19 protein-coding genes, 1 pseudogene and 2 other annotated features are annotated in these 24053 nt (G+C 35.2%); all 20 genes and pseudogenes read left to right on the top strand.

Features of this window, described 5'->3' with window-relative positions; all coding sequences use genetic code 11:
- Positions 1–759: 759 nt before the first annotated feature.
- Positions 760–2394: a cytochrome c biogenesis protein ResB gene (resB, locus tag COD11_RS09530; protein ID WP_098796526.1), complete on the top strand. Its 1635-nt coding sequence runs from the start codon at positions 760–762 to the stop codon at positions 2392–2394.
- A gap of 13 nt (positions 2395–2407) precedes the next feature.
- Positions 2408–3583 (top strand): c-type cytochrome biogenesis protein CcsB, encoded by a 1176-nt coding sequence (gene ccsB / locus COD11_RS09525; protein WP_098796525.1) that lies wholly within the window; start codon positions 2408–2410, stop codon positions 3581–3583.
- Between the two features lie 98 nt (positions 3584–3681).
- Positions 3682–4209 (top strand): thiol-disulfide oxidoreductase ResA, encoded by a 528-nt coding sequence (gene resA, locus COD11_RS09520; RefSeq protein ID WP_098796524.1) that lies wholly within the window; start codon positions 3682–3684, stop codon positions 4207–4209.
- 29 nt (positions 4210–4238) lie between these two features.
- Positions 4239–4946, top strand: a complete 708-nt coding sequence (locus COD11_RS09515) for a cytochrome c biogenesis CcdA family protein (RefSeq protein ID WP_098796523.1) — start codon at positions 4239–4241, stop codon at positions 4944–4946.
- Positions 4947–5050: 104 nt separating this feature from the next.
- Positions 5051–5263: a hypothetical protein gene (locus tag COD11_RS09510; protein WP_098796522.1), complete on the top strand. Its 213-nt coding sequence runs from the start codon at positions 5051–5053 to the stop codon at positions 5261–5263.
- A gap of 303 nt (positions 5264–5566) precedes the next feature.
- Positions 5567–6253: a DsbA family protein gene (locus tag COD11_RS09505; RefSeq protein ID WP_098796521.1), complete on the top strand. Its 687-nt coding sequence runs from the start codon at positions 5567–5569 to the stop codon at positions 6251–6253.
- Between the two features lie 5 nt (positions 6254–6258).
- Positions 6259–6672 (top strand): disulfide oxidoreductase, encoded by a 414-nt coding sequence (locus COD11_RS09500; RefSeq protein ID WP_098796520.1) that lies wholly within the window; start codon positions 6259–6261, stop codon positions 6670–6672.
- A 1255-nt stretch (positions 6673–7927) separates the two neighbouring features.
- On the top strand, positions 7928–9496 hold the full coding sequence (locus COD11_RS09495) for an N-acetylmuramoyl-L-alanine amidase (protein WP_098796519.1): 1569 nt from the start codon (positions 7928–7930) through the stop codon (positions 9494–9496).
- Positions 9497–9558: 62 nt separating this feature from the next.
- Positions 9559–9942 (top strand) — a sequence feature (23S ribosomal RNA rRNA prediction is too short).
- Between the two features lie 8 nt (positions 9943–9950).
- Positions 9951–10161 (top strand) — a sequence feature (23S ribosomal RNA rRNA prediction is too short).
- Positions 10162–11581: 1420 nt separating this feature from the next.
- The gene (locus COD11_RS09485; RefSeq protein ID WP_098796518.1) at positions 11582–11899 is read left to right on the top strand and encodes an ArsR/SmtB family transcription factor; all 318 of its coding nucleotides are present in this window, start codon (positions 11582–11584) and stop codon (positions 11897–11899) included.
- 684 nt (positions 11900–12583) lie between these two features.
- A pseudogene (locus tag COD11_RS28165) lies at positions 12584–12799 on the top strand (Tn3 family transposase); the annotation flags it as partial.
- A gap of 659 nt (positions 12800–13458) precedes the next feature.
- Positions 13459–14340 carry a cytochrome aa3 quinol oxidase subunit II gene (gene qoxA / locus COD11_RS09480; RefSeq protein WP_098796517.1) on the top strand — a complete coding sequence of 294 codons (882 nt, stop codon included), beginning with the start codon at positions 13459–13461 and terminating at the stop codon, positions 14338–14340.
- 74 nt (positions 14341–14414) lie between these two features.
- Positions 14415–16355 (top strand): cytochrome aa3 quinol oxidase subunit I, encoded by a 1941-nt coding sequence (gene qoxB / locus COD11_RS09475; RefSeq protein WP_098796516.1) that lies wholly within the window; start codon positions 14415–14417, stop codon positions 16353–16355.
- Between the two features lie 3 nt (positions 16356–16358).
- On the top strand, positions 16359–16955 hold the full coding sequence (gene qoxC / locus COD11_RS09470) for a cytochrome aa3 quinol oxidase subunit III (protein WP_098796515.1): 597 nt from the start codon (positions 16359–16361) through the stop codon (positions 16953–16955).
- A 2-nt stretch (positions 16956–16957) separates the two neighbouring features.
- A complete protein-coding gene (qoxD, locus tag COD11_RS09465; RefSeq protein WP_098796514.1) occupies positions 16958–17239 on the top strand; it encodes a cytochrome aa3 quinol oxidase subunit IV in 282 nt (93 codons plus the stop codon).
- 333 nt (positions 17240–17572) lie between these two features.
- Positions 17573–18106: a MobQ family relaxase gene (gene mobQ / locus COD11_RS09460; RefSeq protein ID WP_098796513.1), complete on the top strand. Its 534-nt coding sequence runs from the start codon at positions 17573–17575 to the stop codon at positions 18104–18106.
- Between the two features lie 42 nt (positions 18107–18148).
- A complete protein-coding gene (locus tag COD11_RS09455; protein WP_098796512.1) occupies positions 18149–18901 on the top strand; it encodes a hypothetical protein in 753 nt (250 codons plus the stop codon).
- Positions 18855–19589, top strand: a complete 735-nt coding sequence (locus COD11_RS09450) for a hypothetical protein (protein WP_141549665.1) — start codon at positions 18855–18857, stop codon at positions 19587–19589. The genes COD11_RS09455 and COD11_RS09450 overlap by 47 nt, the downstream gene beginning before the upstream one ends.
- Before the next feature lie 140 nt (positions 19590–19729).
- A complete protein-coding gene (locus tag COD11_RS09445) occupies positions 19730–19918 on the top strand; it encodes an AbrB family transcriptional regulator (protein WP_311315562.1) in 189 nt (62 codons plus the stop codon).
- A 673-nt stretch (positions 19919–20591) separates the two neighbouring features.
- A complete protein-coding gene (locus tag COD11_RS26780) occupies positions 20592–20765 on the top strand; it encodes a hypothetical protein (protein ID WP_176551030.1) in 174 nt (57 codons plus the stop codon).
- A gap of 325 nt (positions 20766–21090) precedes the next feature.
- A complete protein-coding gene (locus tag COD11_RS09440) occupies positions 21091–24036 on the top strand; it encodes a Tn3 family transposase (RefSeq protein WP_098796510.1) in 2946 nt (981 codons plus the stop codon).
- Positions 24037–24053 lie beyond the last annotated feature (17 nt).

Here is a 24053-nt window from a genome sequence, read left to right as displayed (position 1 = left end):
AAATGTTAACAAAGTGTGTCGGGATAAATGATTGAAAGAGAAAAGTATATATTTTCATTTGACATATATATTAGCAAAGGCTAATATCAAGTGTATATTACCCTTACTTAATTATACCTTTTACAAAGGAATTGAAAGGAGATTTTGATAAAAGTAGAATCCAATTGTAGATCTTACGGGATAGATTCTAATTGTAAAAGTAATTCGTAGTGTAAATCAATCATGAATCATAACAGATGTATATTCTATCGGGACATCGCTTTATTCAAAATCATCCTTCTGAGTTGAATTTTTAGTTAGAATAATAAAAATTTTGAATGCTAGTTGATAGATCTTATAGCGAGCAGGGGATTTTAAAACTTCTCTGCTCCTTTTTGTACGCAATGCATTAATCAGAATTAAAAGCTCTAGATTAAATGTTGTGTTCTAGTACAATTCTGAGAAATAAAAAATGTACTATATCCATCCACTATTTTCCTCGAGTTAACTAGAAATAAGGAGGAAGTGAGATAAGTGCATCTTGAATTCTTTTGTTTAAGGATTACAATGTTAGCTACTGTACTACATAAGTTTTGGCAAGCCCATAGAACATTTAGGTGTGGAAAGCCATTACAGCTGTCTTTCTCACGGGTGGATTTTTGCTAAAAGATTACGATTTCTATTCTTTTACAGCTCGGTATTTTTTAGTATGAAGCGTTACTGTGTATTGCTAGTGTTCTTGCCATTGAATAAAGTAATAAATCGTTAGGAGTTTTTGTGATGAAACATGTAGAATGTGAATGTGGTCATGCCAATCCACATGGAACAGTACTTTGTGAATCATGTGGGAAACAATTTCAGGAGGATACACCAAACAAATCATTTGATATGTGTTATGAAGGAAGTGCAAGGCGGTCACAAACGTATAAAAAGTCAGTTGTCGATAAAATTTGGAACTTTTTCTCATCCGTTAAAGTAGGGGTTTGGATAATTGTTCTTCTTTTAATTGCTTCCGCAATTGGAACAATTTTTCCTCAAGAGATGTATATTCCCCCAACTGTTGTCCCACAAGAGTTTTATAAAGATGAATATGGATTTCTTGGACAAATGTATTATGAATTAGGTTTTCACAATCTGTATGGTTCATGGTGGTATTTTTTATTAATAGCATCTCTTGGAGTTTCACTTGTAATCGCAAGTTTGGATCGGTTTATTCCATTGTATCGCGCTTTAAAAAAACAAGGGATTACACGTCATGAAAGCTTCATGCGCAGACAACGCCTCTTTAGTGAAACAAATGTGGAAGAGAATATTGATGAACAGCTAGATTCCGTAATATCCAAATTGGAGAAAAAACGTTACCGTGTTCGTAAAGAAAATGGAAATATTCTAGCCGAGAAAGATCGGTTTTCACGATGGGGCCCTTATGTAAACCATATCGGACTTATTATCTTCCTAATTGGGGGGATGCTGAGATTTGTTCCAGGAATGTACGTAGATGAAATGCTTTGGATTCGTGACGGTGAAACAGCTATTATTCCAGGAACCAATGGAAAATACTATTTAAGCAGTGACAAGTTTATTATGGAAACCTATCAAAAAGAACAAGAAGATAAAGTTTTCGCAAATACTCTTTCACGAGTTGGAGATGGAAGTATCGTCAAAAACTTTCAAACAAATGTTACTTTGTATGAGCGAAAAGGTGAAATAATTCACGGGGCAGAACCTGAACTTAAGAAAATAAAAGATGAACAAATCAGAGTTAATTACCCCTTAAAACATGATTCATATGCTTTTTATCAAACGTCTTATAAATTAAATGAGCTAAATAAGTTTATTTTTAGTTTAGTAGATAAAGTGACAGAAAAAAGTTTTGGTCAGATAACAGTAGATTTGCTGGAACCAAAGAAGGAGTATGATTTAGGTAATGGGTATAGAGTTAAAATTACAACTTATTTACCTAACTTTTATTTTAATAATGAAGGTATACCTGATACAAAAAACCGAGTTCCCGACAATCCAGCATTTGTATTTAACATGATATCCCCTGAGAATCCACAAGGTGAAAAAAGCTTTGTTGCCATTCAAAAAACAATTGAACCAGACGGGGAAAATCAATTAAAAATGAAATTTGAAGGTGTAGAAACGAAAAACCTGTCAGCCCTTACAGTTCGGAAAGATCATACGTTATGGTTTCTTGGTCTAGGAGGAGCTATTTTCATGATTGGAGTTATTCAAGGTATGTATTGGAATCATAGGCGTATATGGATTAGACGGAATGGTGAAAGCATATTAATTGCGGGACATACAAATAAAAATTGGTACGGAATTCGAAATGAAATGAACAGTTTTTTAAAAGAAACCTGCATTCAAGAACTAACCGATCAAACAAACGAGAAAGTCCAAAATTCGTAAAGGAGGAGAAGATGTGGTATCTCTTAGCAGTAACTTACTGTATGCAGCATTCTTACTATATCTAATTGCAACATTTCTATTTGGAGGAGCCATTCGAGATAAGAGAAAGCAATACGAAAAGCCAAGCAAATGGGCGAAATTCGCAATAACTGTCACCATTTTAGGCTTTATCACTCATCTCGGTTATTTTGTCACAAGATGGATTGCTTCTGGACATGCACCGGTAAGCAATATGTTCGAGTTTATAACGGCATTTTCTATGATGTTTGTATTAGCATTCATCATCCTTTATTTTTTATATAAAGTAGCCATTTTAGGTTTGTTCACTTTACCAATTACATTATTAATTATTGCTTATGCAAGCATGTTCCCAACAGACATTTCTCCTTTAATACCAGCATTGCAAACGGATTGGCTTGCCATCCATGTAACAACAACGGCACTAGGTTCGGCAATTTTAGCCAGTAGTTTCATTGCAGGTGTCATTTATTTACTTCGTTCTGTTGATCAGACGAAACGCTCAAAGGAAACTTTTTGGCTAGAGGTTGTCATGTACACGATTGTGGCAACACTTGCTTTTGTAATTATTACAAGTGTTTTCAGAGGAATGGAGTATGAAGCCGTCTATAAATGGGTTGATAAAAATGATCAAGAGGTTGAAATGACATATAATCTACCTTCAATTGTAGGACCGAATCAAGGTGAATTACTTACAAAAGGTAAAATGGAAGCTATTGTTGAGATACCAGCTATTATCGCCGCAGGAAAATTAAACACAGTCATCTGGTCTGCTGTAACAGGCTTATTATTATATGGGGGGTTAAGACTGATTTTAAGAAAAAGAATTTCTGCAGCTCTTCAGCCATTAACGAAAAACATTAAACTTGATTTGGTTGACGAAATTGGATACAGATCCGTAGCGATAGGTTTTCCAATATTCACTTTGGGAGCGCTCATTTTTGCGATGATCTGGGCTCAAATTGCATGGACACGTTTTTGGGGATGGGATCCAAAGGAAGTATGGGCCTTGATAACCTGGTTATTTTATGCTGCGTATTTACATTTGCGACTTTCTAAGGGCTGGCAGGGTGAGAAATCAGCATGGCTCGGAGTCATAGGTTTTGGAATTATTATTTTCAACCTAATTTTCGTTAACCTTATTATTGCCGGCCTACATTCTTATGCCTAATAGAGTAAACGAAAAGGTTTATTTGAAAATAATTAATTTAGGACACTAGGTTGCTAATGTAATATGTCGATATTTAAGAGTTAAAAAGGAGAATTCATATGAAAAATAAACGAAATAGAACTATTATTCGGTTTAGTCTCTTACTGATTATGATTTCAGCCATAGCTTACACTCTTTATCAGAATTTCTTCACTGAAAAAACTCGAGTTCAAGTAGGGGATCGAGCACCCGACTTTGTGCTTGAAGATATGAAGGGAAATAAAGTTCAGCTGTCTAATTTGAATGGAAAAGGTGTTTTCTTAAATTTTTGGGGGACATGGTGTAAACCGTGCGAGAAAGAAATGCCTTATATGGAAAGACAGTATAATCACTTTAAAAATCTTGGTGTAGAAACATTGGCTGTTAATATTGCAGAAAGTGACGTTGCAATTGAAGCTTTTGTCAATAAACATGACCTTACATTTACTATTCTAAAAGATAAAGACCGATCTGTTACCGAAGCCTATGATATTACCCCAATTCCGACTACGTTTTTAATTGATAAAAATGGAAAAATAGTAAAAGTGATAACAGGAAGTATGACGGAAAGAGATATTGCAAACTATATGGAACTTATTAAACCATAGTATTTAATTTAACGTTGGGTGGTATCATTTTGGAACAGCTAAACTTATTTCTAGCGTTTGGGGCCGGTTTTTTATCGTTTTTATCTCCTTGTACATTACCTTTGTATCCTGCCTTTCTCTCTTATATTACTGGAGCATCCTTAAATGATCTAAAAAAGGAAAAAGGTATTTTCAAAAGAAAAGCGATTGTGCATACCATCTTGTTTTTAGTTGGTTTTTCAATCATTTTTTTAGCATTAGGCCTATCTACTTCTTTTATTGGTACGTTTTTTAGTGAGTATCAGGATTTACTAAGGCAATTGGGTGCCATTATTATGGTGTTCTTTGGCTTAGTTATTACTGGCGCTCTTAAACTTGATTTCTTACTTTCTGATAAGAAAATTCAATTTCAAAAGAGACCTTCAGGTTACACCGGATCTATTTTAATAGGTATGGGGTTTGCAGCTGGATGGACGCCTTGTACAGGGCCTATCCTTGCAGGTGTCATTGCATTAGGTGTAACAGACCCAGGAAAAGGGCTATTATACATGCTTTTCTATGTCTTAGGTTTCTCTATTCCTTTTCTAGTCATGTCATTATTTATCGATAAGATGAATTTTCTTAAGAAAAGAAGTTCAACGTTTATGTTTATTGGTGGTATTTTAATGATCATCATGGGAGTATTGTTGTATTTTAATATGATGACAAAAATTATTGCCGTCTTAACTAGTTTATTCGGCGGGTTTACTGGATTTTAATGTAATAAACTAATATAAATCCATGTCAAAAGCCATAAAAGCTATAAATAAGATTTTAAAAGAATTTGTCATTCTTATGACCAATTTTCACCAGAAGGAGTTTATTGAAGATTACAATTCCTGCGATATTAATCATTTTTTTCTTATCAGCATCTGTTCAAAACACAAACACAGCGAGCGAACCAACCATTATTGAAGCTCGTGTTACTTATGGAAAAGATAATGTTCAAGATGTAAAAGTGGATTTTGAGGTATGGGAAGACGGGGAAAAAGACCATGAGATGATAAATGATGAAAATAAAGGAGATGGGATTTAACAATAAACTTTGATGCAGGAACCTATAACGTATTGCTCATACCTATGCAAAAGATATGCACACGATGCCTAAGCTTCAATTTAAAATAAAACATTTATAATGAGAAGGGGAGAATTATTTCACCTTCCTTATTGTGAAAGACTACTAGTTGATTTTTAGTATTATAAATGTGTAAGTTCTTAACAATTAATTTGTGAAAAGTATTTGAATAAATCCGGTAACCCCTTTAAAATTCAATATTAAATGTTAGAATTACTTGAATAGTATTAAAATTGGCTAAAAAACAAATAGAAAGGTAATATAATGGCTAAAAATAGAACAAATTCACCCTTTAAATTTGCAGTTATTCTCACTTTAGTAATTTTCACTTTATTGTCATCTCTGGTTGTTTTTAATAATATGAAGTCTGATACAAACAATAATGTTAGCTTTGATAAGCAACCATCCATAGAGGGGCAGCCTACATTAGGTAAGTCTGATGCTCCAGTAACAGTTGTCGAATTTGGTGATTTTAAATGTCCTGCTTGTAAAGAGTGGGGAGAAACGATTTTCCCTCAATTAGTAAAAGAATACGTTGATACTGGAAAAGTGAAATTCTCCTTTATAAATACTTTGTTTCATGGGGAAGAATCTAATTTAGGTTCCTTAGCAGCAGAATCAGTATTTGACCAAAACCCCGATGCTTATTGGGATTTTCACAAAGGACTTTTTATAGAACAACCAAGTGAAAACCATGATGCATTATGGATAACCAAAGAAAAAATTCTTGAGGTAGCATCTAAAAATGTTCCTAATATTGATTTAGAAAGATTAAAATCAGATATTCAACAACAATCAAAGATAGAAGAAATAAATCGTGATACTAAATTAGTAAAAGAGTTTAAAGTAGAATTGACACCGACTATAATGGTGAATGGAACAATGCTTGAAGATCCTTTTGACTACGAAAAAATTAAGAGCCTTATAGAAAAAGAAATAGAAGGTAAGTAATAATTATGGTAAGTATTAGACAGTATTCTATATATATAGCTTGGTTAGTCTCAATTGTGGCAACGTTGGGAAGTCTTTATTTTAGTGAAATACGTGGATTTGTACCATGTGAATTATGTTGGTATCAACGTATTTTAATGTACCCATTAACCTTAATACTTGGAATTGGAACATTTCAAAATGATGTTTCCGTAAAAAAATTTGTTTTACCAATGGCTATAACTGGTTGGTGTATTTCCCTTTTTCATTATTTGGAACAAAAAGTTCCTGGATTTGCGGAAATCAAGCCTTGTACCAACGGTGTTCCTTGCAATGCTGAATACATTAATTGGTTTGGTTTTATTACTATTCCATTTTTGGCATTAACTGCTTTTTCTCTTATAATTGTGTTTATGTTATTGGCAAAATCAAATAAATAGAGATCATTTAATACAGAGAGAGGTCATCATTCCTCTCTTTTTTTGTTTGCCAGGCATGGCAACAGTCTAGGAGGTGAAATTCCACTGTGGGGATGGATATACACATAGACTAACCACTAATGAAGCGCAAGGTACAAGACCTAGTAATACTAGTGGAGTTTCCTCTGCAACAACTCCAGCACTGATAAATGTAACGATAGAGATCCAATTATCAATTTAAATCTATAATAATTTGTTAGAGGAACTAAATTAACCACCATTTCCCTTTTAAGGTAAATGATTCTTCTGCAGATGTAATAGGAGAAAAAGAGAGAAGGTAAACGAATTGTAGATAAGACTAGACCAAAAAACTAATCTAAAATTTCTTTATCCGACTTCAAACTTCAAAAACCATTTTAGTTTAACTTGAATAATTTAAATACTGATTCCTTCAGTTTAATCAAATAGGAAATCGACTTTTTTAATTGACTAGCTTGCTTTGTTGGCTGTATCCATTTGTTATAGATAAGTTTTATAACATCTTAGAAGTTTTGAGATATCTTGCTATTTTTCTTTGTCCACAGTTAAACCTAGTGCTTAGAGAACATAATGCTCTAAGCATTATTGCTGCAGCACCAAAGATATCAATTCTTGACTTCTAAATGGAAATTTATAAAGGGTAGTTAATAGTTGGATAACATAGTAATGAGAAGGACAAATACCCAATATCCGCCATCATCTTAACTATATCTCACTGTACTTGGCTTCCCTTTCTAACATAAATATTTGCTTTTCTGGTTTTCTGTGAACTTCTGCTGGACCTATAAAGGAACTATATAGAATGGTTTTGTGATGGCTAGTGTATTAATATAGATTGAAACATAAAAAAGGCCACTATTTAATTTTATAATAGTTACCTATCACCTATCACGGAACATCCATTTTAAATAAATTAAATCTGAAAAACTGATAAAATTGGAATTAAGCTACGAAAAGTATACTTATGATACTATCAAAACCTAATTTATTTATATTTAGGCTCTATTATTTACCGAATTTCAATTAAGCCTTTAGTAACTTATGTTTTTGAATGTGGGGGGTTAACAAACCTATACTACCTATATGATTCTTAATATAACTTAATTGTTTCTGAATTGAAAAAAAGTATAAATGAACTTGATTTTTGGTGAAATTACCTATTACAAAGTGGTGTTTTTTTCAGTAAAATATATTATAGGGAATTTTATTAAAACAAAATACGTTAGGAGTAAAATTGATGAAGAACAGGTTAACCTGTTTCGTTCCTTTTCTCTCAATCTTGTTTATCATTCTTGGCTGTTATTCACCATCTGATGTATCAGCAGCAACTTCTTATGATCAAGTAGAGAAGTTAGTAAACGAAGCAGTAACAGAAGCGGAGAACCTTGAACCTTATTACCGTATTAAGTCTTTAAAAGGTATTGGTGTTTCCACTTCATTCTCAGAGAAATACGATCAAACTCTAGCATCTATTAATGATGCTCAAGCTTCGATTTACACATTGAGTGATTCAAGAAAAAAACAATTGCAAGAAAAACTGAATTGGGCAAATGAATTACGCCTTCGTGCTGCGTATTTTATTGACAGCTCAAAGCACGGAGCTATTCTCCGTCAGTATTTAGCAGAGTTTGAAGCAGCAATCAGTAAGGGAAGCATTAGTCAGGTTGATCGTCTATATGACAGGTATTCTACTAAGATTAGGAAAGTGGAAGAAACAATTGGTAAGGTTTATGGACCTACCTCTCGTAAAGTGATGTTGGATTATTACATAACTCCTTCTAAAATAGCAAAAGAGCGTGTCATCTACGAGGTTTCGCACTATCGATTACTTAACAAAATAAGTTCGCAAATACAACAAAAGCAGCTCTCAGATGCTAACTCAAACTTTGGTGTATTGAGTAGGCTGAAAAGAAGAGCGATCGAGATTAAACAAGCTGGTGGTTATGCTAGCTTACCAAGTACAATTAATCAAACGTTGGTTCAAATGGAAGCAACCAATAAAAAGAATTATGATAGCGCAAAGGGTAGCTCAGGAGATCCTAGTACCGCTCCTGTCCAAGCTGTTGTAACAGCGAGTGCTTTAAATGTTCGTTCAGAGCCAACCGTTGATTCAGATGTTGTGGGTAAACTATATAATGGAGACGTTATTACCGTTTATGAATTTGTTGGTGATTGGGCAAAAACGAAGATTAATAATAAAGTGTGTTATGTGCATAAAAACTACTTGGTTATAGGTTCTACTGAACAACCTGGAGACTCTTTGTTATCAGGAAAAGTTATTGCTGTGGACCCTGGACACGGAGATCATGACCCAGGCGCATTAGGTTTTGGTCTTCAAGAGAAAGACATTGTTCTTGATGTTGCATTGAAGCTTCAGAAGTTGCTTGAAGCTGAAGGTGCAAAGGTAGTCATGACTAGAACAAATAACACATTTATCAAGCTTGCAGACCGTGCAACGATTGCTAATAATGCTAAAGCTGATATTTTTATCAGCTTACACATAAACTCGGCAGGAAGTGAAGCCGCACATGGTACGGAAACATATTGGAATAACAATTATCAAAGCACTGAAAGTAAAAAGCTTGCCGAAAAGATCCAAAAGAGATTAATAGAAAAGCTTGGAACAAACAACCGTGGTGTAAAAGAAGCAAACTTCTACGTAATCAAAAACACCACAATGCCAAGCGTCCTAGCTGAACTCGGATTCATATCCAACGAAGCCGAAGCAGCCAAACTAAAAACAAGCCAATTCCGTGAAAATGCAGCTGAAGCTGTATTGCTTGGGGTGTTGGATTATTATGAGTAGAAAGAGAGTGGGGATTGTAGTATCTGTAGTCAACTCCCAATTTGTTAGAAACAGATATTTTCGACAAAATGACTATATTTGACCTTAAACCTAAACAGAGTTTAGGCAATCATCAAGCTAAAGGATTTTACTGGGGACATAAGAATCCCTCATTATGGATGAGAACCATTCGTAGAGTGTAACGGCACAAGGTAGATTGACTAAGAGATCAGTTGAGCTTAATGAAGTGCTTCCCTCATGAAAGGGCCATCTCTTAACGGTTTAAATATACCCCGTGATAGCAGGTTTATCTCCCTAAGAGAATCTACATCGACGGAGAGGTTTGGTGATTCGATGTGGGCTCATCGCATCCTGGGGCTGCATTCAGTCCCAAGGGTTGGGCTGTTGCCCATCAAAGTAGTATGCGAGCAGGGGTCAGAACATCGTGAGACAGTTCGGTCACTATCCTTCATAACGTAGGGATTTTAACCAGATGTCTTACTAATCCATAGCTGGGTAGCTATGTGCAAAGGGATAAGTGCTGAAAGGCATCTAAGCATGAAGCCCCCCTCAAGATGAGATTTCCCAAGCGTTAAGCTTGTAAGATCAATGGAAGTTGATCAGGTTGATTGGTCTGAGGTGGAAGGGGGGCCGACACGTGGAGCTGACAGATACTAATCTATCGAGGACCTAACCTGAAAATTGTGAGTAGTTATCTAGTTTTGAAGGAATACACCTCTAACTTTTTGTACTGTTGGAAGTTTCCCCCTGTGAGAATATGATGTCTCCAAGTAAAAAGAGGAAAAAGATCAGTAGAGATACGAGGGCACTGAAAAACTTACGATTTTATATTTTATTTCAAGGATCCTAAACGAAAAAGGCGACTATCCACTCATTTTTAGACAGATAGTCGCCTTTCTTATAGACTACTTACTTTTTTCCATTCAATAAGGCGATAATTCATTTTAAATTAACGCAAATATTGTTATTGCCGCTTGCATTTCAGTGCTTAATCAACCCGAGAAGACCGAAGAATCTAAGTTACTCCGTTTCAGGGATAGGTCATCGTTGAAAGGAGGAGTAACCTATACGAGAAGCAAAACCGTTAGTATTGCAAAGAACGCAGTAATGATTCCATTTGAGCGAGTATAAGCAAAAAAGAGACATATGGTATTGATGAAAAATCTATTGAAAGTTTCGAACTATACTTTAAAAATTAACCCTGTGGAATCTTATGTCTACAGGAGGCTATTCTCAAAAAAAAGTAAAAATAGTAGCTATTTCCAAGAGGAATGGTGGAACAAGAACACTTGGAATTCTTACAGTCGAAGACTGAGTGGCACAGAATATTGCGAAACTATATTTTGAACCAACAGAGAGAAATTGTTTTATGAAGATTTCTTATGGATACCGACCAAAATAAATCGCCAATTCATGCGATCGAGGCTACAAGAAAAGAGGTTGGAGGAAATACATGGTGTTAGAGTTCGATATTAAAGGACTGTTTGAAATCCAGATTTCAATTGTTTGAATTGGAGCTGTTGGAGCTGAACTTTGAAAAAAGAAAATTGTCTATCCAGTTCCTTCGAATCTATTTCTTCATTATACACTTGAATCCGATTGAAACAAGCCAAATATCGATGATGATTGGAAATTGAACTATTCGACTATTTCTTTAGATTTTCTATACACTTTTCGAACAAGCACTCAAAGAATAAATGTGGAAAATTCTATACAAACTTCTTGACGGCTATTGCCGATAAAGCAAACAGAAAATAAGTGAGACGTTGGCTATTACAGCTCAAAGTAGATAAAACTCTGCAGGATATTTTCAACATGTTTAATATGAAAAGCCAAGGATGGATTAATTCGGACATTCAGAAAATAAAACTGTCATTTTTTCCATTTGCAAAAGCAGTTTGGATTTTTCTACGTAACGAAGCTATACGATAAATTATTTTATTATCAATGTCATATTTATAGTCTATTCTAGCTAGGACCATAACTTTTATCTTAATCCAAATTATCCCCGTTCCAAAAGTGTTGGAAATTGTTTTCATCTGCAATCTTATTGACATTTAGAAATTTATTAGATAATTTTATATCATGGAAAATCAAATAGAGATATTTAAAGCATTGGCCAACAAAACAAGAGTAGAAATATTGAAATGGCTGAAGGACCCTATTCAACATTTTGATAAAGAATCTTCGTATCTTATAAGAAGTATAAATGAAAAGGGAGGAGTATGTGTAAGGGATATCCAGGAAAAAGCAAATATGTCACAATCTACTATAGCACACTATTTACGAATGATGAAGAAAGTGGGCCTTCTTGAATCTGAATATCACGGTCAATGGACATATTACCGAAGAAATGAGGATACAATAAGAGCAGTTGCCTATTATATGAAAAATCACCTTTAAAGGGTTGTTGTAAAAGAGGGCTGACTCTAGTCGGTAAAAACGTTAGAGTCAGCTTTTTCTTTATATATTCTCCTATTTTTGCTTCCTTCTTTGCTTGTTTCTGTTTCTGGTTTACGTTGAAAACTTGGATACTTACTTTACACATATTTATCTTTTGCACAGAATACTTTGCCATAGTAAGCAATCAGGGGATTAACTCCCTTAGCTTAGCTCGATTGCATTGCTCTAGTAGTTCCATGTGGGTTTTAAAACACCCAGGATTACAAGTACATTAATAAGGACTAATTACTGTGATGAATTGGCCTTCCATTCCCATCTAGACATTATATCCTGCATTTAGCTGTCCATATCCCATAGATTTATCTTTCTTCATCTGTCTTAGTATAAGAATGCACAGAAATGAACGTTTAAGCATGTAAATTTTTAAAATTCCGCTTTATTACAACCAAAGTACTATGATCAATTATGTACATCCTTAGAGAGGCAAAAATGTACATTTCTATTTAGTCATTTATAGTCTTAGAAATACTAATCCGTTACCGAATAACGTCTATTAATCTAAATACTTATCTTTAGGGGTACAGTAAGGAAAATACGGATTAACAATGATTAACATGACGGTTCCCCCATTTTTACAACGTAAAGAATGTTTTAGTTCTTAAAGAATCTAATGAGATTCTTTAAGAACTAAAATGGTATACTCCTAAGAATCAATTACAAAGAGTAAGTTCCTTAAACATAATTCTCAAAACTATTAGTATCTCAAATACCTTACATCTAACAAAAGCAGTTGAATAGCAAAAAAGGGTTCAGGTAGTTTTAGTATAAAAATTTCTGCACCGTATGTCCCCTCTAGGTTTGGAACATATTAATTTACTAGCCAAACTGTTTTGTCCATAATATGTAGCTAGTTTCTTATAATAAAGAATAAAGAAACTGTTTCTTTCCTTTTCGAGTGAGATAATTGCAATTCAATCTAATCTTCTTTAATGACCTCTGTGTACTTATTTGTCTACGTAAAATTTCTTTCAATTTTGGATATCACTTGCCTTATCTATTGTAAATAGTTTTGAATCTGATAAATCTCTCATTCATTGAGCAAATCTATATCCTAATAAATGGGTCAATTCAAATATTGTCTCTATAATCTTCTTTTTACGGTCAGTATCATGGTGCAACAAAGCATCATAAACATAAATCGGAACCAGTATGAATAATCTTCGTTTTGATCACTAGTGAAATGTTAGCATAGTAGCTCCTTTCTGTGTTTGAGGTCTTTTCTAGCAAGTTTTGGTACTCTCCTTAGCTATTAAAGCCTTCTCCCTAAATAGGGAGAATTCATCTCATAAAAGTGAACAATTTGTGATCAATATATAACGGAAAAGTGTCTAATAGTTGAACATTACATGAAACATAATTTTAAGTACTATCTTATATTAGGTCGTCTGATATGATGAGTTTGTTGATCTTGTATGATCTTTCATATGTAGGTTTCTTACTATGCTGATATAGTTATAGAGAGAAGCTCAAGCTATGTGAAGGAAAGAAAGGAGTATTATATGAAATTGAAATGGACTTTGTTCACAATTATGGTTTCCATTGCTGCCTTATTATCAGGATGTGAACCTTTAAAGATTTTAGATCCTAAAGGACCACAGGCTGAAAGACTAGCAAGTGACATTTTACTATCAATGGGGATTATGGTGTTTATCGTTCTTGTTGTTTTAGGACTATTAATTTATATGTTAGTAAAATATCGTGCTTCTAAAATGCCCGTTGATTACGAGCCACCACATATTCATGGGAATGCATGGGTTGAAGCAATTTGTGTAGGTGTACCAATTATTATTGTTACTTACCTTTCTTTTGTATCTGTAGAAAGTAACTATATTGTTGAGGCTCAGCCAAAAGGGTATGAGGATAAAGAGCCATTAGTTGTTTATGCATCATCATCTAACTGGAAATGGCACTTTAGTTATCCAGAAGAAAATATTGAAACAGTGAATTACCTATATTTACCAACAGATCGACCACTTGAATTTAAGCTTTATTCATACGGTCCTATTACGAGCTTCTGGATTCCACAGCTTGCTGGACAAAAGTATGCTATGAACGCCCATGTTACTACTCTTTATGCTGCAGCTGATGAACAAGGTGAATATATGGGGAGAAATTCAAATTTTAGTGGTGAAGGATTTGCTGAGAACACATTTAATGTAAGTGTAATGAGTCAAAAGAAATTTGATGAGTGGGTAGAGGAAGTGAAAAAAACAGCAGAACCTCTTACCGAACCAGAGTTCACAAAATTATTAGAACCAGGACACCTAGGTCAATTGACATATACTGGAACACACTTAGGGTTTTCACCACCTCCAAACATGGAAGGCATGGAAGAAATGGAAGACATGGAAGACATGGAAGGCATGGATATGACCAATTAGGTTTAATTACTGGATAGATTTTTCAAACGAACTCTTAACACCAATAATTTTTTCGAAAGGAGTAATAAAAACGTATGGATTTCTTTGATCGTTTTGCAGTACCTAATCCAAGTTTTGCAATTTATGCATCGATGGTTGCTATTGGTTTAACTGTGATTGCAACTCTTGTTGGATTAACATATTTTAAAAAATGGGGTTATCTATGGCGTGAATGGATAACAACTGTTGACCATAAACGAATAGGTATTATGTATTTAATTTCAGCGTTAATTATGCTATTCCGTGGTGGCGTGGATGCGATCATGATGCGTGCACAGCTTGCTGTACCTGATAATACTTTGTTGAGTTCACAACACTATAATGAAATATTCACAACTCATGGAGTTGTTATGATCCTATTTATGGCGATGCCATTTATTATGTTTTTCATGAACTTAGTTATTCCGTTACAAATTGGGGCTCGTGATGTGGCATTTCCTCGTTTGAACGCATTAAGTTTCTGGTTGTTCTTTATGGGAGCAATGTTATTTAATATCTCATTCGTTGTTGGGGGATCACCGGATGCAGGTTGGACATCTTATTTCCCACTTGCCAACGAATTTAGTGAGTCTGTTGGAACAAACTATTATATGATCGCCATCCAAATTGCGGGTATTGGGACCCTCATGACGGGGATTAATTTTATTACGACGATCATGAAAATGAGAGCACCTGGCATGACATTAATGAAAATGCCAATGTTCACCTGGTCTTCACTAATTGCAAATGTAATTATTGTTTTCGCATTCCCTGTTTTAACAGTTTTACTTGCGATGGGAACGATGGACCGTTTATTTGGAACACATTTCTTCACTCTAGATAACGGTGGTATGGCCATGCTCTGGGCAAACATATTCTGGGTTTGGGGACATCCCGAAGTGTATATCTTGATTTTACCAGCATTCGGCCTTTACAGTGAGATTATTTCAACATTCTCAGGACGTAACCTTTATGGATATAAATCCATGGTTTGGTCAATGGTGTTAATTTCACTTCTTTCTTTCTTAGTATGGGCGCACCACTTCTTCACTATGGGACAAGGTGCTTTTACAAACAGTATTTTCTCAGTCTCGACAATGATCATTGCTGTCCCTACAGGGGTTAAGATCTTTAACTGGTTGCTTACACTAAGAAAAGGTAAAATCCGAATGACAACGCCAATGCTGTATTCCATGCTATTTATCCCACTTTTCACATTAGGTGGAGTAACCGGAGTTATGCTAGCAATGTCTGCTGCAGACTATCAATACCATAATACAATGTTCTTAGTAGCACACTTCCACAATGTTATTATTCCTGGTGTTGTGTATGCTATGCTTGCAGGTTTAACATATTACTGGCCAAAAATGTTCGGTTTCATGCTAAATGAGCGTATTGGAAAATGGACTGCTTGGATACTTTCTATTGGATTTGTTTTAGCATTTATTCCAATGTATATCACAGGTTTAGATGGTCAAGTGCGTCGTAGCTTCACATATTCAGAGTCTACTGGTTTCGGTCCACTAAACATGGTGTCATTTATTGGTGCTGCGATTATGGCAATTGGATTTGTGTTAATTGTTTATAACATTTACTACAGTATTCGTTACGCTCCAAGAAATATTGGTTCAGATCCTTGGGATGCACGTACACTTGAGTGGGCAACACACACTCCAGTTCCAGAATACAATTTTGCTATTGTACCAGAAGTTAAATCTAGTGAGGCGTTCTGGGATGCAAAGAAACATGGTCATGAGTTATTTAAAGGTGATATAAAGAAAATTCATATGCCAAATAACAGTGGTATGCCGTTCCTTATGAGTTGCGTGTTCTTTGTATGGGGCTTCTCATTCATATTTAGTCTATGGATTCCAGCAATCATTGCAACAATTGGTATCTTTATCTTTATGACATTACGTTCATTCGAAAAAGATCATGGTCGTTATATTTCTGTAAAAGAAATCAAAGAAACTGAATCAGAAATGCGAGGTGCTTAAGAAATGAAAATTGATAACTCGCTACCACTAGAATATAGTACGGAGGAAAACCGTTTAAAGATATTTGGATTTTGGATTTTTCTAGGTGCGGAAATTATGTTGTTTGCAACACTTTTCGCTTCATATTTTACACTATATGATCGAACGGGAACTGGTCCCGATGGAGCAGAAATCTTCCAAATTACTCCCGTGATGATTGAAACATTCTTGCTTTTAACAAGTAGTTTCACAGTTGGTCTTGGTATTCATGCGATGCGCCTTGGTCGAGTGAAGGCGATGATTAATTTCTTTATTGTTACACTTCTTCTTGGGTTAGGATTCTTAGGCATTGAGATCTATGAATTCGTAACATTTGTTCATGAAGGGGCAGGCATAGGTACGAGTGCATTTACGTCAGTTTTATTAACAACGCTTGGCACTCACGGTGCTCACGTAATGCTTGGATTATTCTGGGGATTATTCATTGTTATTCAAGTTATAAAGCGTGGGTTAACTCCAGAGAACGCTAATAAAGCATTTATTTTCAGTTTGTACTGGCATTTCCTTGATGTTATGTGGATCTTTATCTTCAGCTTCATCTACTTGAAAGGAATGATGTAAAGATGAGTGAATTATTTCCGATGAAACAAGTAATGGGATATGTCTTTTCTCTAGTGCTTACGGTTGTTGCACTTGGTATTTACTTCTTCGATATGTCGTTTGCAGTTGGGATGACAGTCTTGCTAATAACAGCATTTTTACAAGCAGGCCTCCAGTTAGTCGTATTTATGCACGCGGGTGAAACTGAAGATAAAGCAGCTATTTATGCTAATGTATATTACGGAGTAATTATTGCTTTAGTTACCATATTTGGTACACTGTTAATAATGGTGTGGGATATGTAAAACAAGGTACGACTCGTTATGAGTCAAACTTCAGATTTTAGACAAAAGGCATTCGGAGTGATTTTATTCCGAGTGCCTTTTTTAATTCTAACTTTTTCCGCCCAAATTCTTTTGTGAAGATACCTTCTAAACAAATATTTTCACCAACTGTTGACCTTGCAAAAGTCCTTTAATATAGAAGGAGACTAATAGGACTAGAGTCAGTCCTTTATCACTTAGGGCCTATCGGCGAAGCCAAAACAGAAAAGTAACCACCTTCGGTACTTCCTTTTCCGTTTCGGTCAAAATAGTATTCGCGTAGCGACGAAAGAGAGGTGAGAATCATGGCTATCTATCATTTTTGCACAGGTTATTTCAAGAGGGAAGGGGCAATCTGCTGTTGCTTCTGCTTCTTATCGTTCAGGTGAACGGTTAACAGATGAACGTACCGGTGAAATGAAATTTTATCGTAGAGAAGTTCAACCAGATACTATGATTCTTGCCCCTCAAAATTCTCCTGAATGGGTTCGTGATCGGGAGCGTCTTTGGAATGAAGTCGAGCAATCTGAAAAGAGGAAAGACGCACGATTAGCAAGAGAAATCAATATTGCTTTACCTAGGGAGTTAAGCAATGACCAACAAAAAGAATTAATTAAAAACTATGTTCAAGAACAGTTCGTAAATAAAGGCATGATAGCTGATATTGCGATACATAGAGACGATAAAGAAAATCCTCATGCTCATGTGATGTTAACTACAAGAGAAATCTCAGCTGATGGATTCGGTCCGAAAAATCGTGACTGGAACAAGAAAGAAATGCTTGAACAATGGCGTGAGGAATGGGCGAATCATGCAAATAAAGCATTAGAAAAAGAGGGGATTCAATAACGAATTTCACACCTTTCGCATGAAGCACGCGGACTTGAACAGATGCCTACTGTTCATCTTGGCCACGTAGCTCATGAGATGGAAAAGCGTGGTGCCCGTACGGAAAAAGGAGATTTAAACCGTGATCGTCAGGAATACAACGCTCTTGTTGTGGATCTTCAAAAGTACCGTGAAGAAAAACAAGCACTTGAACAAGAAAAAGCTCGCCAGCAAGATCAACAACAAAAAGCTCAACAATATAATACTTCTGCAGAGCGTGTAGACTTGAAAAATGCCACAAAAATTCTGAAGGATGAACCTTCTTTTGAGAACATCACGAAAAGACGTGAACAGCTTGATAAGTGGGATGAACGATTAAATAAAAATGACAGCTATATTCGTTGGAAAGATGAGACGATCAGAAAGGCTTCAGAACATTTCGGATGGATTGACTCTTTCGAAAAACAGATTCAAGAAGCTGAAAAGAGAATTGAGAGTATTAATTGGCTTAATCCATTGAAATTAAAAGAAAATCGAAACATAAAAGAGAAAGCTGAACAAGATATTTCGAAAGCAAGAACCGAAATTAAATTCCATGATGAAAAATTGAATTATCACCGTGATAAGCTTAGTTTCAATAACAAAATAGAATTTAACCAGGTTAAAACACAACATGAAGTAGAACTTCCAGGATTCCTGGAGAAAAACAAAAACACTCGTCAATACATCCGTTCTGAACGTGATGTTCTTCAGAAAGCCGAGAATGCCCTTGAAAATGCTTTTATTCGTCAAGTGGCTTCTTTTTTTTTATCCTAAACGTCCTGAAATGCGTTATATCAGCTTTAAAACAGCTAAGAATCTTGTAGAGGTTAATTCTAAATACGGTAAAGGCAAGACTGTTCCAATCGAGAATATTAAAAAGACTGTAAATAACCGAAAGCAAGAGATTGAAAGATTAAATAAAGAGATTGCTCGTGTTAATCGTAACCAGTCACGCTTGCAGCGTGCCGAAGGTTATTTGAAAAATTACGAAAAACACCAAGCGATTGTTGAAAAATATGAAAACAATCCATTTTTAAAAGGCAAAATGCTTATTTCTAAATCAGCAAAACAAGAGTATGATCGTGCTGTCATTGCTCGTAATAACTATCAAGAATACATGAACAAAGAAGGCATTTCAGATAGAACTAAGTTTGAAAGTCAAAAAAATATATTAAGTGAAATAGAAGTCAAAGTTCCTGAATTTAAAGAGCAAATTCAATTCCAAGAAAAAGGACTTGGCTTATTAGATGCAGTTATCAAAGGCATTGAAATAGCAGGAAAAGAAATGAATAGACAACAAAAACTCAAGAGTATGAAAGTAAAAAGAAAAGAAAGAATTATCGTCAAAACCATTCAGAGTTGGAAAGATAAAAAGTGTAGATCAAGACTCAATTATAGCTATATAATAAAAAAGACTCTTAGTGCTGTAACACCAAGAGGGAGAGGCATTTATAAAGGATAGCAATGGTCTAAAACCAACCACCCTAGTTGCCTGACATGGGTGGTTTTCTTAAAAGGAGAAATTAAAATGAGATCCACAGGAATCGTAAGAAAAACCGATCCATTAGGAAGAATAACCCTTCCAAGAGGACTACTTGAAGTATGGAAATTGAAGAAAGCAATTCGCTTGCCATTTATGTAAATAACGATCAAATCATTTTAAAATCCTATCAGCCTGAGAAAGAATGTCTTGTAACAGGGAAAATCTCAAATCAAAATCTATCAATATTCAAAGTTAAAATCAATTTAAGTCCAGAGGGTGCTGAAAAACTTGCAAGAACTGAAGAATAAGTTGAAAAAAGCTTAATACAATTAACTTAGAGAAAAGTAGTATCTAAGATACCACTTTAACTTTCTACTAAAGTCTAAACTAAGCCATCCTTGTTATATAACTAGGGTGGCTTTTCTATAGGTTAATTTACATTGTTGAATATGTTTATAGGTATAAAATACTAAAATTGTATTTTATTGGATTTTTCAGATGTATATGGTTATTTATTTCGAATTACTAAATAAATTTCTAAAGTTATAAAATTTTATTAAGGAGGATTTTTATGAAGAAGAGTATTATTATCACGATGTTTTGAGCATCTAATCATGAACATTCAATCAAAGAAGAAGATCAGGTTATCACACAATATTATGTGCCTTGTCCAGAAGGTGGAAAACACACTATGACTGAACAATCAATGGGTGAGATAAGAGAAAATGGCAAAATGGATGACCCTGATTATGTAGGTTATAATTCATCTTTAAATACTAGTGTATGGGATTCGTATATATGGTACTAACCCCTTTCCAATAACAACAATGAAACATTTATATATTAATGACATATAAATAAGATAATGTATATTTTACAAAATACTTGTACACCCACCTAACATAATTGTTAAAAATAGGGAACTCATTAACATCATGATATGATGTAATGAGTAAATAAAAAATTAGGAGGTATTTTTCTGTGATTTGGTTATATTTCTTAGTACCTATTGTTATTATTGGTGGTATTACCGTTTATTTTGAAAAGAAATCTGGAATGACTAAACCTAATGAAAATAAACAAGCAGATAATTTAGGGGAAGTTTTAAAACATAATAGAATTAATATTAACGGCCCAGGAACAGGAACAGACTAAAAATATCCACTTAAAAACAACGACTCCTTGAAGAACCCCAAAAGTATCCAAGAAAATCTTAATATACACTCTTTTTTCATACAGGATTTTATGCAAAAAGACCACTAACAAAAAGTAAGTGAATACCCTGAAAAAGTTGATCTATCAACGTTGTATAAAATCATGCATAATCAATAAAAATCACAAAGAGGCCCAGTACCAGCGTTCGTGCAACCAGGGGCAAAGTAAATCTTTTTATTGATTCAGTCCTGACTCTAGGGACTTTTTTTATATTCTGAATTCCTATAAGATTTTGCTGATACGTATGATAAGGAGGAAAAACAAAGTGAAGCAAAATTGGGACTTAGAAGAACTTATTGAACATTTTACCGTTATTCCAGAAGAAATGCGTTTACTCGGAAACAGATATGGAGGAACACGACTGGGGTTTGCCGTTCTACTAAAGTTCTTTCAATATCAGGGACGTTTTCCAAAAGGGAAACAGGAAATAAGTAAAGATGTTATTCAATACATTGCCAAGCAAGTAGATGTACCTGCGGATTTATTTCAAGCGTACGATTGGGACGGAAGGTCAATTAAATATCATCGTGCTCAAATTCGCGATTACATGGGATTTAGGGACAGCACCCTTACTGATATGGAACAAGTAAAATCCTGGCTTCAGGCTAACATCTTACCGCAGGAGCTACAAATAGACAGAGTAAGAAAACATGTACTACATCACCTAAGAAAACAACAAATTGTTCCCCCAGCTCATGACCATTTAGAGCGAAACATCAAGTCAGCCATTTATCAGTATGAGGACCGGATTTCTCAATCCATTTACTCTAAACTTTCTGATCACTCTCAATCTAAGTTAGATACGTTTATACGTACTTGGTCCCATACAGAACAGATAGAAAAAGATCAAACCATTCTTAGTTTCCGAGAGCTTGTATCTGATCCTGGAAGAATCGGGTTAGACAGTTTATTTCAAGAGATAGAAAAACTACGAACAGTACGAGATATACAGCTTCCACCAAATTTATTCTACGGTGTTTCACCCAAGATGATCCGAACGTACAGACAGCGAGCTGTTTCTGAAGATATTAGAGAGTTGCGCAGGCATCCTGATCCGATCCGTTATACTTTGTTGGCAGCTTTCTTTTGGTGTAGAGGTAGAGAAATTACGGATAACTTAGTTGAGCTCATTATCCAAATTGTTCATCGAATCGGTGCTCGGGCGGAACGAAAAGTAGAAAAAGAATTTTTACGGGATTTTCGTAAAGTAAGTGGGAAGACAAACGTATTGTTCCGCATGGCTGAAAAGGCAGTGGAACAACCAGACGGTATTGTGCGAGATGTTTTATTTCCTGTCGTAGGCGAAGATAAATTAAAAGATATTGTGAAGGAAATGAAACATACAGGTCCCTCCTATAAACAAAAAGTACATACTGTTATGAGATCCTCCTACGGTACTCATTACAGAAGAATGGTTCCAGCTTTACTTGATATTCTAGAATTTCAATCCAATAATGATGTGCATCGACCTGTGATAGATGCAATTGATTTACTTACACAATATAAGCTTACCAATCAGTATACATATAATGAAACAGATTATATCCCAATTGAAGGAATCGTTAAGCCAGGTTGGATTGATACGGTCATTGATAAAGAAACAAACCGTGTAAACCGAATGAATTATGAAATCTGTGTACTCCAAGCTCTGCGAGATCGATTACGTTGTAAAGAAGTATGGGTAGTCGGAGCTGATCGGTATAGAAACCCAGAGGAAGATTTACCAAAAGATTTTGAACAAAATAGAGAAAAACATTATGAAGCGCTTTGTAAGCCCCTTGAAGTACAAACACTTATTCACGAACTGAAACAGAGTATGAATACGGCTCTCGAGAAATTAAATAGAAGTGTTAAAAATAACTCCAAGGTACGTATATTGAGTAAGGGAAATGGCTGGATTTCTGTGTCACCTTTACAGGCACAGGCTGAACCGGTTAACCTAAATCTCGTAAAGGCAGAGGTCATGAAGCGTTGGCCCATGACCAATCTTTTGGATATTTTAAAAGAGGTAGATTTACGTGTACATCTGACAGATGTGTTCCAAACGCTAGGTAATCGTGAGATCCTTGATAAGGAAACACTGCAACGAAGACTTATTCTTTGCTTATATGGATTGGGAACAAACACAGGATTAAAGCGAATTGCGGCTGGTGAACATGGGGGAAGTTACAAGGACTTACTCTATGTACGGCGGAAATTCATCCATAAAGAGAACCTACGGCAAGCCATTTCAAAGGTAACCAATGCCATTCTAGATGCTCGTGTAACAGAAGTATGGGGTGAAGGAACAACTGCATGTGCGTCTGATAGTAAAAAGTTTGGGGCTTGGGATCAGAACTTGTTGACTGAATGGCATATTCGATATAGGGGACGTGGAGTAATGATTTATTGGCACGTGGAAAAGAACTCTACATGTATTTATTCGCAACTAAAATCCTGTTCTTCATCAGAAGTAGCTTCTATGATCGAAGGGTTACTTCGTCATTGCACAAATATGGAAGTAGAAAAAAACTACGTGGATACACACGGTCAAAGTGAAGTTGCCTTCGCTTTTTGTCATTTGCTTGGATTCCAACTAATGCCGAGATTTAAAGCCATTCATGCTCAAAAACTGTATCGTCCAGATGTAGGCATGCAAGACTCATATCCAAACTTACAGCCTGTTTTAACAAGAGCGATTAAATGGAGTTTAATTGAACAACAGTATGATCAAATGATTAAATATGCAACTGCTTTACGATTGGGTACAGCTGAAACAGAGGCGATTCTCAAGCGTTTCACTCGTAATAGTGGGCATCCAACGTATCGGGCACTCAGCGAATTAGGAAAAGTGTTAAAAACGATCTTCCTTTGTGAGTATTTATCATCAGAAGAAGTCCGAAGAGAAATCCATGAAGGGTTAAATGTCGTTGAAAACTGGAACTCAGCCAATAGCTTTATTTTTTACGGAAAAGGAGGAGAAATTCAAACAAACCGAATGGAAGATCAAGAAGTCGCTGTACTTGCTCTCCATCTTCTTCAAAACTGTTTGGTGTTAATTAATACACTGATGATTCAAGAGGTACTTTTGGAACAAAATAAATCTCTTCTTCAAAAGTTAACTCCTGAGGATTTTAGAGCCTTAACACCATTAATCTATGCCCATGTAAACCCGTATGGGACATTTAAGCTAAACATGCAAGAACGTCTGCCAATTGAAAGATCTTCCTAAGAATTACGATATATCTT

Source organism: Bacillus sp. AFS040349 (assembly GCF_002577655.1).
Classification (GTDB): domain Bacteria; phylum Bacillota; class Bacilli; order Bacillales; family Bacillaceae; genus Metabacillus.
Note: the sequence above shows the minus strand (reverse complement) of the source record. Positions and strands in the feature narration are given on the sequence as shown.

Bases quoted from the DNA above. Each gene is read 5' to 3' on its own strand.
- resB (WP_098796526.1), top strand. From the start codon at position 760: ATGAAACATGTAGAATGTGAATGTGGTCATGCCAATCCACATGGAACA.
- resA (WP_098796524.1), top strand. From the start codon at position 3,682: ATGAAAAATAAACGAAATAGAACTATTATTCGGTTTAGTCTCTTACTG.
- COD11_RS09505 (WP_098796521.1), top strand. From the start codon at position 5,567: ATGGCTAAAAATAGAACAAATTCACCCTTTAAATTTGCAGTTATTCTC.
- COD11_RS09500 (WP_098796520.1), top strand. From the start codon at position 6,259: ATGGTAAGTATTAGACAGTATTCTATATATATAGCTTGGTTAGTCTCA.
- COD11_RS09495 (WP_098796519.1), top strand. From the start codon at position 7,928: ATGAAGAACAGGTTAACCTGTTTCGTTCCTTTTCTCTCAATCTTGTTT.
- COD11_RS09485 (WP_098796518.1), top strand. From the start codon at position 11,582: ATGGAAAATCAAATAGAGATATTTAAAGCATTGGCCAACAAAACAAGA.
- qoxA (WP_098796517.1), top strand. From the start codon at position 13,459: ATGAAATTGAAATGGACTTTGTTCACAATTATGGTTTCCATTGCTGCC.
- qoxB (WP_098796516.1), top strand. From the start codon at position 14,415: ATGGATTTCTTTGATCGTTTTGCAGTACCTAATCCAAGTTTTGCAATT.
- qoxC (WP_098796515.1), top strand. From the start codon at position 16,359: ATGAAAATTGATAACTCGCTACCACTAGAATATAGTACGGAGGAAAAC.
- qoxD (WP_098796514.1), top strand. From the start codon at position 16,958: ATGAGTGAATTATTTCCGATGAAACAAGTAATGGGATATGTCTTTTCT.
- COD11_RS09455 (WP_098796512.1), top strand. From the start codon at position 18,149: ATGCCTACTGTTCATCTTGGCCACGTAGCTCATGAGATGGAAAAGCGT.
- COD11_RS09445 (WP_311315562.1), top strand. From the start codon at position 19,730: ATGGAAATTGAAGAAAGCAATTCGCTTGCCATTTATGTAAATAACGAT.